General features: G+C 49.3%; 9 protein-coding genes and 2 tRNA genes. 4 read left to right on the forward strand and 7 right to left on the reverse strand.

The features are described from left to right. Positions 1–148 precede the first annotated feature (148 nt). From DWY55_RS20820 to rho, 6 genes are all read right to left on the reverse strand, one after another. Positions 149–222 (reverse strand) — tRNA-His (locus DWY55_RS20820). 90 nt (positions 223–312) lie between these two features. Then, positions 313–1,458 (reverse strand): CapA family protein, encoded by a 1,146-nt coding sequence (locus DWY55_RS20825; protein WP_005831561.1) that lies wholly within the window; start codon positions 1,456–1,458, stop codon positions 313–315. Between the two features lie 7 nt (positions 1,459–1,465). Then, positions 1,466–2,347, reverse strand: a complete 882-nt coding sequence (gene folD, locus DWY55_RS20830; RefSeq protein WP_005831560.1) for a bifunctional methylenetetrahydrofolate dehydrogenase/methenyltetrahydrofolate cyclohydrolase FolD — start codon at positions 2,345–2,347, stop codon at positions 1,466–1,468. Positions 2,348–2,358: 11 nt separating this feature from the next. Next, a complete protein-coding gene (gene ffh / locus DWY55_RS20835; RefSeq protein ID WP_005831559.1) occupies positions 2,359–3,681 on the reverse strand; it encodes a signal recognition particle protein in 1,323 nt (440 codons plus the stop codon). 193 nt (positions 3,682–3,874) lie between these two features. Continuing rightward, positions 3,875–5,341 (reverse strand): sulfatase, encoded by a 1,467-nt coding sequence (locus tag DWY55_RS20840; RefSeq protein ID WP_005831557.1) that lies wholly within the window; start codon positions 5,339–5,341, stop codon positions 3,875–3,877. 133 nt (positions 5,342–5,474) lie between these two features. Continuing rightward, positions 5,475–7,514, reverse strand: coding sequence for a transcription termination factor Rho (gene rho, locus DWY55_RS20845; RefSeq protein ID WP_022402008.1), 2,040 nt, complete (start codon positions 7,512–7,514; stop codon positions 5,475–5,477). Positions 7,515–7,806: 292 nt separating this feature from the next. Here rho and DWY55_RS20850 point away from each other — a divergent pair, with 292 nt between their 5' ends. Beyond that, positions 7,807–8,640, forward strand: coding sequence for a 4Fe-4S binding protein (locus DWY55_RS20850; RefSeq protein WP_025834852.1), 834 nt, complete (start codon positions 7,807–7,809; stop codon positions 8,638–8,640). Between the two features lie 3 nt (positions 8,641–8,643). On the opposite strand, the gene tilS is transcribed toward DWY55_RS20850, so the two are convergent. Next, entirely contained in the window at positions 8,644–9,912 is a 1,269-nt protein-coding gene (gene tilS, locus DWY55_RS20855) for a tRNA lysidine(34) synthetase TilS (RefSeq protein ID WP_005832470.1), read from the reverse strand. A gap of 346 nt (positions 9,913–10,258) precedes the next feature. On the opposite strand from tilS, the gene feoB reads away from it, so the two are divergent. The 3 genes from feoB (at position 10,259) to DWY55_RS20870 (ending at position 13,085) form a co-directional block, all read left to right on the forward strand. Continuing rightward, positions 10,259–12,730, forward strand: a complete 2,472-nt coding sequence (gene feoB / locus DWY55_RS20860; protein WP_008664930.1) for a ferrous iron transport protein B — start codon at positions 10,259–10,261, stop codon at positions 12,728–12,730. After that, a complete protein-coding gene (locus DWY55_RS22445; RefSeq protein ID WP_369739527.1) occupies positions 12,730–12,945 on the forward strand; it encodes a hypothetical protein in 216 nt (71 codons plus the stop codon). Before feoB ends, DWY55_RS22445 begins: the two co-directional genes overlap by 1 nt. A 68-nt stretch (positions 12,946–13,013) precedes the next feature. Continuing rightward, positions 13,014–13,085, forward strand: a tRNA-Cys gene (locus DWY55_RS20870). Positions 13,086–13,228 lie beyond the last annotated feature (143 nt).

Below are 13,228 nucleotides of genomic sequence, written 5' to 3' on the forward strand. Positions count from 1 at the left end.
CTTGCTAAATTATATGCTTAAATATAAAATACCTCAGATTGTTACGTTGACCCTTTTTTACATTGATTCCACGTTGCCTCCCTTTGGGGGATTGTTTGGACAATAACAAAAAAAGAGGAATATTCTTTCGAATTTCCTCTTCTTTGCGGGTGGCAGATGGGACTCGAACCCACGACATTCAGAACCACAATCTGACGCTCTAACCAACTGAACTACAGCCACCATGTTAGTGCATTTCTTAAATGCGGTGCAAAGATAGGGATAATCTTTAATATTGCAAAGAATGAGACGAAATTTTTTGAGATTTCTGCATTATTTTTTCTTCTCGTAGATACCTATATTGTGCTGCTGGAGCAGCTTTCGAGAGCTTTTGACAAAGATTTCCAGGTGTTTACGAGCTTCCGGCGTTAAATGTTCTGTAGGAAAACTGGCAGGATAAAGAATGTAATTTTTTTCTTTAGTAAGTTCCGGCCGGCCGGTCCAGACCAGATTATATCCACAATAGGAAACACGACAGTATGGAAAAGGCAGAGGATTGGAGTCTGGCAGGGGCGTCTGACTCTGACCGGTGTAAGAGGGACGGATGGGTTGGGGGAGAGGATGTTTCTCCAACTGCAAAGTGAAGATGAGGCCGCCGTCAGTGTTAGCCTTGCTCATATTGGAAATGAAGTTTCCCAAGGAGTAGACTATGATGTGCTGTTCGGTACCGTTGGTACGTAGTTCCATCGGTTGAATGACGTGAGGGTGTGAACCGATAATATGTGTTACGCCTTGTTGGAGCAACCAGTTGGCCAGTTCGCGTTGCTCACGGTTGGGAAGGGACTGATATTCCTCTCCCCAATGCATGCAGGCAATAATGGCATCCGGTTGGCGTGCCTTGGCACTTTGGATATCTTGCAGGATGGTATTCTTATCAATATAGTTTACGATATTGGGAGAGGTAGCCTTGATACCATTGGTGCCGTAAGTATAGTTGAGTAGGGCAATGCGAAAGCCGTTTCTGTTGATGAACAGGGGATAGCGTTGCCTGCGCTCCGACAGATTCTTGTAGGTGCCTGCGTAACGAATACCGGAGGAGTCAAGCAATTGTATGGTACGCTCCATTCCCTTTTTTCCACGGTCCAGACAGTGGTTGTTGGCTGTCAGTAAAATATCGAATCCGGCGTCCTTTATGGCCTGAAGATATTCATCGGGGGCGCTGAACATAGGATAGCCCCGATAGGGCCTGCCCCCCAATGTGACTTCCAGATTTCCTATGGCGAGGTCTGCCTGGGATATTTGCTCTTTTATGAGGGAGAAGCAGGAGGAGTAGTCATATTTTCCTTCAGATACATGTGCAGCGTCTATTTGTGCCTGGTGCTGCATCAGGTCGCCGACAAATAATAGCGTAATCCTTTCCTGCGAGGAAAGGGTTACGCTATACAGTAGGACAACAATGAAGACGGCGAGCGTTTTCATCGCCTTGTTATTGGTAGATTGCTTTCTTGCCGGCGAGCAATGTATTCTTCATAAGGGAAACGATGGTCATGGGACCTACGCCTCCCGGTACGGGGGTAATGAATGAACATTTGGGAGCTACTTCGTCGAATTTCACATCACCGGTCAACTTGAATCCGGATTTCTTGGAGGTATCGGGCACACGGGTAGTACCTACATCAATAACGACAGCGCCTTCCTTGACCATTTCCGCCTTAACAAAGTTCGGTTGTCCCAACGCAGCAATGATGATGTCCGCTTCCTGGCATTCCTTTACCAGGTCTTTGCTGCGGCTGTGGCATACGGTCACTGTGGCATCGCCGGGATAAGCCTTCTGCATCATCAGGGCAGCCATGGGTTTGCCGACAATGTTACTGCGTCCCAATACCACGCATTTCTTGCCTGAAGTCTCTATCTGATAGCGCTTCAGCAGTTCGAGGATACCGTTGGGAGTAGCGGATACATAGCAGGGAAGGCCAATGGACATCCGTCCCACGTTGATGGGATGAAAGCCGTCCACATCCTTGCGGTAGTCGATGGTTTCAATCACTTTCTGCTCGGAGATATGCTTGGGCAAGGGAAGCTGTACGATGAAACCGTCCACATCCGCATCCTCGTTCAATTCGCGTACCTTGGCGAGCAGTTCCTTTTCGGTAACGTCTGCCTCGTAACGGATAAGTGAGGACTTGAATCCGCAAACTTCGCATGCTTTTACTTTGGCGGCAACGTAGGTTTCGCTACCTCCATCGTGTCCTACAAGAATGGCGGCCAGATGCGGGCGTTTACCCCCACGAGCCACTATTTCGGCTACTTCTGCTGCAATCTCTTGCTTTACTTGCTCTGAAATTGCTTTTCCATCAATCAGTGTCATAGGCTGTTATCTTATCTTTTAAGTTTCGGCATCATCTTACCCATCTTGCTGCCAGTGACCATCTTCATCATCTTGCGGGTCTGGTCAAACTGTTTCAGCAGGCGGTTTACTTCCTGAATATTCGTACCGCTACCTTTGGCAATGCGCTGGCGGCGTGAACCGTTCAGAATGGCCGGATTGCTGCGTTCTTCCGGAGTCATGGAGTAGATGATGGCTTCAATGCTCTTGAAGGCATTGTCGTCAATGTCTATATCCTTGATGGCTTTGCCTACGCCCGGTATCATGGAGGCAAGTTCCTTCAAGTTACCCATTTTCTTGATTTGTGCAATCTGGCTCAGGAAGTCGTTGAAGTCGAACTGGTTCTTGGCAATCTTCTTTTGCAGGCGTTTGGCTTCTTCCTCGTCATATTGTTCCTGCGCACGTTCCACCAAAGATACGATGTCACCCATACCGAGAATACGGTCGGCCATACGTGAGGGATGGAACTGGTCGATGGCATCCAGCTTTTCACCGGTACCTACAAACTTGATGGGCTTGTTTACCACCGAACGGATAGAAAGGGCGGCACCACCGCGGGTATCACCATCCAGTTTGGTCAATACTACACCATTGAAGTCGAGCCGTTCGTTGAATTCCTTAGCGGTATTCACTGCATCCTGACCGGTCATTGAATCCACTACGAACAGAATCTCGTCCGGATTGATGGCCTTCTTGATGGCGGCAATCTCGTTCATCATCTCCTCATCCACTGCCAGACGACCGGCTGTATCGACAATTACAAGGTCGTAACCTTTGGCTTTGGCTTCTTGGATGGCATTTTGGGCAATGGCTACCGGATTTTTGCTGTCCGGTTCCGAGTACATCGGTACGTCAATCTGTTCAGCCAGTACACGCAACTGCTCGATAGCGGCAGGACGGTACACGTCACAAGCCACCAATAACGGCTTTTTGTTCTTCTTGCTCTTCAGCATGCGGGCCAGCTTTCCGGAGAAAGTTGTTTTACCGGAGCCTTGCAAACCGGACATTAGGATAATGGCAGGCTTGGAGTCGAGGTTTATTTCAGAAGTCTCGCCGCCCATGAGCTGGGTCAGTTCATCGTGTACGATTTTTACCATCAGCTGGCTGGGCTTAACGGCTGTCAGCACGTTTTGTCCCAAGGCTTTTTCCTTAACGGTATCGGTGAAGTTTTTGGCTACCTTATAGTTCACGTCGGCATCCAAAAGTGCCTTACGTACGTCTTTCAGGGTTTCCGCAACATTGATTTCGGTGATTTTGCCCTCACCTTTCAAAATTTTAAACGACCTTTCAAGTCTCTCGCTTAAATTATCGAACATAGTATCTAATTACAATTACTAAATTACAAATTACTCTTATTGAGGCGCAAAAGTACAAAAAATCCCTTTAACTGCCTTCTTTTGAAGCAGAATATTATTGAAGACTTGCAGCGGGATGGGCGAAAAGAATGGAAGTGCCGGTCAAGGCACTGATAATCATCTATATTATTCTGTTTTTTTTAGTTCTTTTTGCTTACTTTCTATTGATAATGTCTCTGGCGCAGGGTCCTTCGTGGTTGGGATATCCCGGTGCGTGGCTGCGCCATCTCTTGTCGGCTTCAACTTTCAGGCTTCGGTAGTCGTCCTGTGTGCGGCGGATGTAGTCGTCCAGCAGTGCCCGGTGCTCGGCCAGAATCTTTGAGTATTTGGGGTCATGGGCAAGGTTTCGTCTTTCTCCTTTATCCTTCAGCATATCATACAGTTCTTCCCCGTTGCCTTCCAGATAGTGTGTGTATTTGTATCTGGGACTGCGTATCATCCGTCCCGGGCTGACGGTCACTTCGTATTCACTGTGCCATTCGGAGGCTGCATAGGGGTGCTGTCTCTTTTGCTTCTCGCCTTTCAGGAAAGGGGCAAGGCTGATGCCGGGCTTGGAGGAAGGCACCGGAATGCCTGCCAGTTCACAGAGAGTGGGCAGCAGGTCGATAGTGGGTTGGGTCAGTAAATCTTCCACCGGTTTTTGACGGGGATGAATACCGGGACCGGCTATGATGAAGGGCACATTTGTCATTTCTTCGTAAAAGCTGACCTGCTTGGTTACCATGCGGTGTGACCCCATTCCGTCTCCGTGGTCTGCCAGTACAATGACAATTGTATTTTTGCCGGCGGGAGTGGAGTAGAGGGCTTCCAGTACACTCTCTATCTGTCTGGCCACTATCCGCGTGTAATGCTGGAAGGCGGCGACGTAGTGCCGGTAATTGTCCTCGTTCCAGTGGGCGGCTTGCATCATCCTCCGGTGGCTGCAGCAGATGTACTGAATGGGCAACGGAAGTTTTTCCCAGTCTTCCACTTCAAAGTTTTCGGGTAGTAGCGGGAGTGGGGTACTGATGGGGCTATCTATGTGCTCCCCTTTATTTTCGCCTACATATCCGCAGATATTGTGCGGGTTTTGGAAATCGGCTATGCAGATGAAAGGTTCTTGCGGTGGATTGCTGAGATAGGCCACGGCATCCTCGCAGGTTCCTACATCCAGAAAGCTGTCATTGTTGACGGGAAATTCGGGGTCGGTGAAGGGCTTGGCAACCGGTTCCTTGTGGCGGAATCCCCTTAGGGAACCCATGTCATGGGTTTTGCCAAAGTGGACGGCCTCATAACCGTTGGCGGTGAAGAGGCTTCCCAGGGTCGGAATGCTGTCGGGCAGCGGAGGATTGATGTGTTCGGCCGAGTTGGAACGTACATTGGTTTGATGCGGCATCAGTCCGCTCCATAAGGCAGCGCGTGACGGTTGGCTGAGGGGGCATCCCACGTATGCGTTGGCAAATGTTACACCTTGGGAGGCAATTCGGTCTATAGGTGGAGTGCAGCTGGGGTCGGCACCGTATGCGCCTACTACCCGCTGGGTCAGATGGTCGCATTGGATAATAAGAAAATTGGGCGATTGCTGTGCCATTACCGGAAAGCTGCACAATGCCATTCCCATAAAAGAGTGAATCGTTTTCATCAGATTTGGATTTTATTTGTTCAAGGTTATTGTATGGTGGCAAATGTATGAAAAAACGGATATAAAAAAAGCTTCCACCTACGTTTATGAACGTAAATGGAAGCTTTTGTACAATATCTGTATGCAGTTGCTGTTAACTGTTCATGCTCATCAGGAATTCGTCGTTGTCTTTGGTCTTCTCCAGACGGTCTTTTACGAAGTCCATGGCTTCTATCGGATTCATGTCGGCAAGGTACTTGCGGAGAATCCACATGCGGTCCAGTGTCTGCTTGTCTTGCAGCAGGTCGTCGCGGCGGGTGCTGGAGGCAACGATGTTGACAGCCGGGAAGATACGCTTGTTGGACAAGTTGCGGTCGAGCTGCAACTCCATATTACCCGTACCCTTGAATTCTTCGAAGATAACCTCGTCCATCTTTGAGCCAGTGTCAATCAAGGCAGTGGCAAGGATGGTCAGTGAACCGCCGCCCTCGATGTTACGTGCTGCACCGAAGAAGCGTTTGGGCTTATGCAATGCGTTGGCATCCACACCACCGGAAAGCACTTTGCCGGAAGCCGGGGATACGGTGTTGTAGGCACGTGCCAGGCGGGTGATGGAGTCGAGGAAGATGACAACATCGTGTCCGCATTCCACCATGCGTTTTGCTTTTTCAAGGACGATGCCGGCAATCTTCACGTGGCGTTCTGCCGGTTCGTCGAAGGTAGAGGCGATTACTTCCGCATTGACGGTACGCGCCATGTCGGTAACTTCCTCCGGGCGTTCGTCGATGAGCAGCATAATCATGTAGACTTCCGGATGATTGGCGGCAATGGCGTTGGCAATGTCTTTCATCAAGATGGTCTTACCGGTTTTGGGCTGTGCCACAATCAAGGCACGCTGGCCCTTACCGATGGGGGCAAACAAGTCTACGACACGGGCCGACATAGAGTCGGAGTATCCACCTTTGCAAAGCTTGAACTTCTCGTCCGGGAAGAGGGGGGTGAGGTGCTCGAACGGTACGCGGTCGCGTACGAAAGCCGGGTCACGTCCGTTTATTTTGGATACTTTTACCAGCGGGAAGTACTTTTCGCCTTCTTTCGGGGGACGGATTACGCCTTCTACCACATCACCGGTTTTCAGGCCGAACAATTTGATTTGTGATTGTGATACGTAAATATCGTCCGGTGAGGACAAATAGTTGTAATCGGAGGAACGGAGGAAGCCGTAGCCATCCTGCATGATTTCCAGTACACCGGTTCCGGTGAGGATGTCATCGAATTCGTACGTCTTCTCGCGTTCTATTACGGGTTTGCGTTCCGGAGCGGCGGGATAGTTCTCTCCGTTGTTATACGGTTGTGCAGGGCGCTGCTGCACGGGGCGCTGTTGGTTATAGCCACCGTTGCGGTTGTTATTGTTGTTGTTATTGTATGGGTTGTTGTTGTCGCGGGCGCGGAGGCGCGGGCGTTGTGGCTGTTGCGGTTCGGCTGGGGCAGCGGCAGGAGTGGGAGTGGCGGGAGTTTCCGCTTTGGTCGCTTCGAATTTGCCGATAAGTTCGGATGGCAATTCTATTTTTTCCGTAGGGAGGTCTTCAATGGGGATGAAGTCATCTGCCGCTTCGGCCAGGATAGGGCTTTCGTCCGGTACGATATTCTTTTCTGCTTTGGCTTCTGCCTGAGGTTCTGTTTTCGGAGCTTTAGCCTCGAAGTTCAATTCCGGTTCGGCAACCTTCGGGGTTTCCGTTGCTTGGGGTGCAGCAGTCTCTTCCTTTACCTTGCGGGGGCGTCCCGGTTTGCGTTTGGGTACGGCGGCTTCTTTGGCTGGCGCCGGCGTTGCAGCTTCTATGGTCGGTTCTTGGGGTGCTTCCACAGTTTTGGGTTGTTCTTTCGCAGCCGGTGCTTCCTCTGTTTTGGCTTTGGTGAGGTTTCCGTTTTTATTGGCTGAGAACACTTTGTCGGCACCTTCCTTTTTTACGGTCTTTACAGTGACGCGCGAGCGTTTTTGCTTTTCCCCTTTACGCTCTTCCTTCAGCTTGTCGGCGGCAACTTTCTTGGTAGCGCCTGCGATAGCTTGTTCGTCAAGTATCTTGTAAACAAGTTCTTCTTTTTTGAGTGAGTCTGTTTTTTTTATACCCAGTTCTTGGGCAATAGTTTGTAGTTCCGACAAATTTTTGTCGTTCAGTTGAATGATGTTATACATACAGTATATATGTGAATGGTTTAAAATTTACTTTTATTGAAAGGCATAAGTGCACAGTTGCAGTTGTTGTAGGAAGCAACTTGGGCAAGTTTACCTTGTGATATATGATTTATATGGGATATTTATTATTGAACCGGAAATCTGATAAACAATTCTTGCCACAGCAAGAAGTCGCAGAATGTTTCAACGGTGCAAAGGTAATAAATATTTTTGGTTTCATAAACAAATCATCTTTTTTTTAAATTTAAAACTTTATCTTTGCTGTATTAACAACAACATGAAGGATTGGTTTATGAATATAGATGAAGTACAGTTGATAACTTTTTCACCTACTTGTACCTCTAAACAAGTGGGAGAGGCAATTGTTCACGGAACGGGAATTTCGTCTGTCTCCAAAGTGGACCTCACCTTGGAGGCGGCGGGTAAAAGGGAGGTGCCTTCCCATGCTTTGGCGGTCATCACGGTGCCCGTATATGGCGGTCATGTGGCTCCTTTGGCATTGGAGCGGATGAAGGAGCTTCATGCTGACGGTGCACCTGCCGTGGTTGTGGTGGTGTACGGCAACCGGGCCTATGAGAAGGCTTTGGTGGAATTGGATGCTTTTGTCACGAAGTTGGGCTTCAAGGTAATTGCAGGTGCTACGTTTGTAGGAGAGCACTCTTATAGCAGTGAGAAATATCCGGTGGCATCCGGACGTCCGGATGCGGACGACTTGGAGTATGCAAAGCTTTTTGGTGAAAAAATACGTGCTAAAATTGCGGCGGCCGAAGATATGGAGAAACTGTATGGGGTGGATGTGACCCGTATCCAGCGTCCGCGCCAGCCTTTCTTCCCGTTGCTCCGCTTTTTGCGCAGAGTCGTCAAGTTGCGTAAGAGTGGGGTGCCTATGCCCCGTACTCCGCAAGTGGATGCGGAACGTTGTACGCATTGCGGATATTGCGTGAAGCATTGTCCTGCAGGAGCCATTATAAAAGGAGACGAGTGCAATACGGTTGCAGAGAAATGCATCAAATGTTGTGCTTGTGTGAAAGGCTGTCCGCAGAAGGCGCGCACGTATGACACGCCGTTTGCCGTATTGCTTTCCGATTGCTTCAAGAAACAGAAGGAGGACAGAATCATTCTGTGATGGCTACTGGTCGATGGTTGATACGACCAACACTTTCCGGGTTTTTTCGTCTATTCTGAAACGGTTGTCCACCCGTTCTCCCACCAGCCAGATGATGTCATCTCCGCAGCAAAGCACCCATTGCCGTTCTTTGCGCAGAAGGGAGAACTTGCGGTCGGTCAGGTAGTCGCTTACCTTCTTCCGGCCTTTCATGCCGAAGGGCACGAAGCTGTCTCCCTGCCTGCAAAGGCGCAGTGATAGGGGATGCTGGAGTTTGTCGGCATCAAAGCAGGCGGTAGCTTTGTCGCGTGGAATCATGAAATCCGGTGCATAGGGATGCTCTTTCATTTCCAATAACGGCTTTACGGCTTCCTGTACGGGTTCTATCAACAACGAGCCGCGGTCTTTGATGACACGCCAGCCGGGGGTGGCAAAGACTTTGCCGGGCTGTCCGTCCAATGTCCGGCAGATGTCCCTTACTTGTGCGGCGTTGAATCCAAGCGGATGCAGAATTTCAAATAAGACCGTTTCCGGTGCCGCTTCTTGCCTCAGGGCGCCGATACTTATGCCTTCCGGTGTCTTGACTCGCAGTTTGGCTTCTTCTATACCTATATTATATATAGAGGCGGCATCGTCCAGATGCTCTGCCGTTTTGAGGATGCTTTCCTTGACGGAGGGGTTTATCTCCTGCATCATGGGAAGCAGGTTCAAGCGTATTTTGTTGCGGGTATATTCGTCCTGCAGATTGGTGCTGTCCGTCACGTAGGCTTGCCCGATACTTTCCAGATAACCGACGATTTCCTTTCTGTCCAGGCAGAGCAAGGGGCGGACTATATGTCCGTTTCGGGGGCGTATACCCCGCAATCCGTTGATGCCGGTACCGCGAATCAGATTGAGCAGCAATGTCTCTACACTGTCATCTTGATGGTGGGCGACGGCAATGACAGCTGCACTGCATGCTTCCCTTGTTTTTTCGAACCACGCGTAGCGCAATTCCCTTGCAGCCATTTCGATGGAGATATGCCGTTCCTTTGCTTCCTGCTCCGTGTTGAAGTGGACGGTGTGCAGCGTCACCCGGTGCTCCAGGCAGAGCTGGCGTACAAAGTGCTCGTCGCGGTCGGATTCCGCTCCGCGCAGATGGAAGTTGCAATGGGCGGCTTCGCATGTGTATCCCAGGCTGAGGAGCAGGCGCAGCAACGCCACGGAGTCCGCCCCGCCGCTCAGTGCCACAAGTATCTTGTCGTCCAGCGAGAAGAGCTTGTGGCGCTCGATGTATTGTACTACCTTCTGCATATTCAACTATAGAGTGGTGCAAAGATAGTGCAAACGATTTTTATTGCCATATCTGCAAGTATCTATTTTCAGAATCTCTATCGGCTAAGGTCGTATTTGCTAAAAGCTAATCTTACCACAGCTGTGTTTTATGCATACCACACCTTTGTTCTTTTCTTACCACAGCTGTGGTAAGAAAAGAACAAAGGTGTGGTGAAGTTACGATTTAGTATCTCTGGAAGTAGTGTTTTGCCTTCTGGGCATTATTGTTTAGTGTCTCTTATTTAAAAACATTCTAAATTATTTGTGCCTTGCGGACATAAGTATTATCTTTGCCCCCAAAATAGAAAAGAAAGGCAGAAAGACTATGCGTTTGTCCGAATTGAATACCGGTGAAAAAGGTGTAATCGTAAAAGTGCTGGGACACGGTGGTTTCCGCAAACGGATTGTGGAAATGGGATTTATTAAAGGTAAAACAGTGGAGGTCTTGCTGAATGCCCCACTACGCGACCCTATCAAATACAAAGTAATGGGATATGAGATTTCTCTTCGTCGGCAGGAGGCTGAGATGATAGAGATTATCAGTGAGCAGGAAGCTAAGGAGCAGGCTGTGCAGCCCGATTACCACGAGGGGTTGGGCGAAAACATGCATCTGGGCGAAGATGAGCTGAAGCAACTGGCCCTCGGCAAACGCCGCACCATAAATGTGGCTTTGGTGGGAAATCCCAACTGTGGTAAAACTTCTCTTTTCAACATCGCTTCCGGTTCGCACGAGCATGTGGGCAATTACAGTGGCGTTACGGTAGATGCCAAGGAGGGGTATTTTGATTTCCAAGGTTACCACTTCCGTATTGTCGACCTTCCCGGAACCTATTCCCTCTCGGCCTACTCCCCTGAAGAAATCTATGTCCGCCGGCACATTATCAATGAAACGCCGGATATCATTATCAATGTTGTGGACTCTTCCAACCTGGAACGCAATCTCTATCTCACCACCCAGCTGATTGACATGAACGTGCGCATGGTGATTGCACTGAACATGTACGATGAGCTGGAAGCCAGTGGAAACACGCTGGACTATGTAAAGCTCAGCCAGTTGTTCGGAGTTCCGATGTTGCCTACGGTCAGCCGTAGCGGAAAAGGCATTGAACAGCTGTTCCATGTGATTATCAATATTTACGAAGGCGGCGACTTCCTCGACCATAAGGGCAGGATGCGCAGCGAGATATTGAGTGACCTTCGCAGCTGGCATCAGGAGTATGTTCCCGACCATGACTTCGGCAGCCATAAAGAAGAGATAGAACAGCCGCGTGGCTTCTACCGTCATATCCATATCAATCACGGTCCCGAGCTGGAACGTAGCATTGAGGAGGTGAAGCGCGTCATCAGCGTCAATGAGAACATCCGCCACAAATATTCCACGCGTTTCCTTGCCATCAAGTTGCTGGAGAACGACGAAGACTTGAAAAAGATTGTGGAAGAGTTGCCCAATGGAAAGGAGATTCTTGCCGTCCGCGACCGGGAAGAGGCACGGATTGCCGAGGTGGTGAACGAGGAGAGCGAGCAGGCCATCACCGATGCCAAGTATGGTTTTATAGCCGGTGCCCTGCGCGAGACCTATGTGGACAATCATCAGGATACGTCGCGCACTACTCAAATCATAGACTCAATCGTTACTCACCGTGTATGGGGTTATCCCATTTTCTTCCTTTTCCTTTATCTGATGTTCGAAGGCACCTTTGTGCTGGGCGACTATCCTATGCAGGGGATTGAATGGCTGGTAGGCGAATTGGGCGACCTGATATGCAACAACATGTCCGAAGGACCGCTGAAGGACCTTCTGGTGGATGGTATTATCGGAGGTGTGGGCGGTGTCATTGTTTTCCTGCCGAATATTCTGTTGCTCTATTTCTTTATTTCCTTGATGGAAGACTCGGGCTATATGGCACGTGCCGCTTTCATTATGGATAAGATTATGCATAAAATGGGGCTGCATGGAAAGTCTTTCATTCCGCTGATTATGGGCTTTGGGTGTAATGTGCCCGCCATTATGGCTTCGCGTACCATTGAGAACCGCAAGAGCCGTCTGGTGACGATGCTCATCAATCCGCTGATGTCGTGCAGCGCTCGTCTACCCATCTATTTATTGCTGGTAGGCGCCTTCTTCCCGAACAATGCGAGCTTTGTGCTGTTAGTAATCTATGCCATCGGCATTCTGTTGGCAGTGGTCATGGCACGTCTTTTCTGCCGCTTTCTGGTGAAAGGAGACGATACGCCGTTTGTCATGGAGCTGCCGCCTTATCGTATGCCGACGTCCAAGGCCATCTTCCGCCATACGTGGGAGAAGGGGGCGCAGTATCTCCGCAAGATGGGAGGCATCATTATGGTGGCATCCATCGTTATCTGGGCATTGGGATATTATCCCAACCACGATGAATATGAAAGTGTGACGGAACAGCAGGAGAATTCCTACATCGGCCGGATTGGTAAAGCCATGGAACCGGTCATCGAACCGTTGGGATTCGACTGGAAGCTGGGCATCGGCATCCTTTCCGGCGTGGGCGCCAAGGAGCTGGTGGTAAGCACGCTCGGAGTGCTTTATGCCGACGATGCCGAGGCAGATGCCGTAAGCTTGGGTGAACGCATTCCGATAACGCCCCTGGTGGCTTTCGGTTACATGGTGTTTGTGCTGATTTATTTTCCGTGCATCGCCACGTTGGCAGCCATTAAAGGGGAGTCGGGCAGTTGGAAGTGGGCCGTGTTTGCGGGGCTTTATACTACTGCGCTGGCCTGGCTGATGTCTTTCGCAATTTATCAGATAGGAGGTCTGTTTTTATGATGAATAGTTGGCAGGAGTGGGTAGTAGCCTTATTGTTGTTGCTCTGCGCTGTGCGGATTGGCATGAGTATTTATTCTTTTTCTCATCGGGTCAAAGAAAATGGTAATCCGTGTGATAGTTGTGCAAGTGGCTGTGAACTAAAGAATTTGTATGATAAGAAGCGTGCGGAGTGCAGTGGAGTGACGAAAAAAAAGAAGAAAAGTTGTTGCGGATAGTTGGTAGTTTCAAAAAAAGTGCTACCTTTGCATCCGCAAACGAGAAATAAAGAGTTCTTGTAAGAACCGGTACCTTGGATGAGTGGCTTAGTCAGCGGTCTGCAAAACCGTGTACGGCAGTTCGAATCTGCCAGGTACCTCGAAGAATAAAACTCCGAAACTGCTTTTTAAAAGTGTTTCGGAGTTTTTTGTTATAGGGAATTGTTTGCCCATTCTATAAAATATCGGGTCAACGTAACAATCTGAGGTATTTTATATTTAAGCATATAATTTAGCAAGTCTA

The sequence above is a fragment of the Bacteroides sp. AF25-38AC genome (assembly GCF_003602995.1).
GTDB lineage: Bacteria > Bacteroidota > Bacteroidia > Bacteroidales > Bacteroidaceae > Bacteroides > Bacteroides uniformis.

Coding starts and splice junctions, on each gene's coding strand:
- DWY55_RS22445 (WP_369739527.1), top strand. CDS start 12,730: ATGAATAGTTGGCAGGAGTGGGTAGTAGCCTTATTGTTGTTGCTCTGC.
- rho (WP_022402008.1), bottom strand. CDS start 7,514: ATGTATAACATCATTCAACTGAACGACAAAAATTTGTCGGAACTACAA.
- folD (WP_005831560.1), bottom strand. CDS start 2,347: ATGACACTGATTGATGGAAAAGCAATTTCAGAGCAAGTAAAGCAAGAG.
- DWY55_RS20840 (WP_005831557.1), bottom strand. CDS start 5,341: ATGAAAACGATTCACTCTTTTATGGGAATGGCATTGTGCAGCTTTCCG.
- DWY55_RS20825 (WP_005831561.1), bottom strand. CDS start 1,458: ATGAAAACGCTCGCCGTCTTCATTGTTGTCCTACTGTATAGCGTAACC.
- feoB (WP_008664930.1), top strand. CDS start 10,259: ATGCGTTTGTCCGAATTGAATACCGGTGAAAAAGGTGTAATCGTAAAA.
- DWY55_RS20850 (WP_025834852.1), top strand. CDS start 7,807: ATGAATATAGATGAAGTACAGTTGATAACTTTTTCACCTACTTGTACC.
- ffh (WP_005831559.1), bottom strand. CDS start 3,681: ATGTTCGATAATTTAAGCGAGAGACTTGAAAGGTCGTTTAAAATTTTG.
- tilS (WP_005832470.1), bottom strand. CDS start 9,912: ATGCAGAAGGTAGTACAATACATCGAGCGCCACAAGCTCTTCTCGCTG.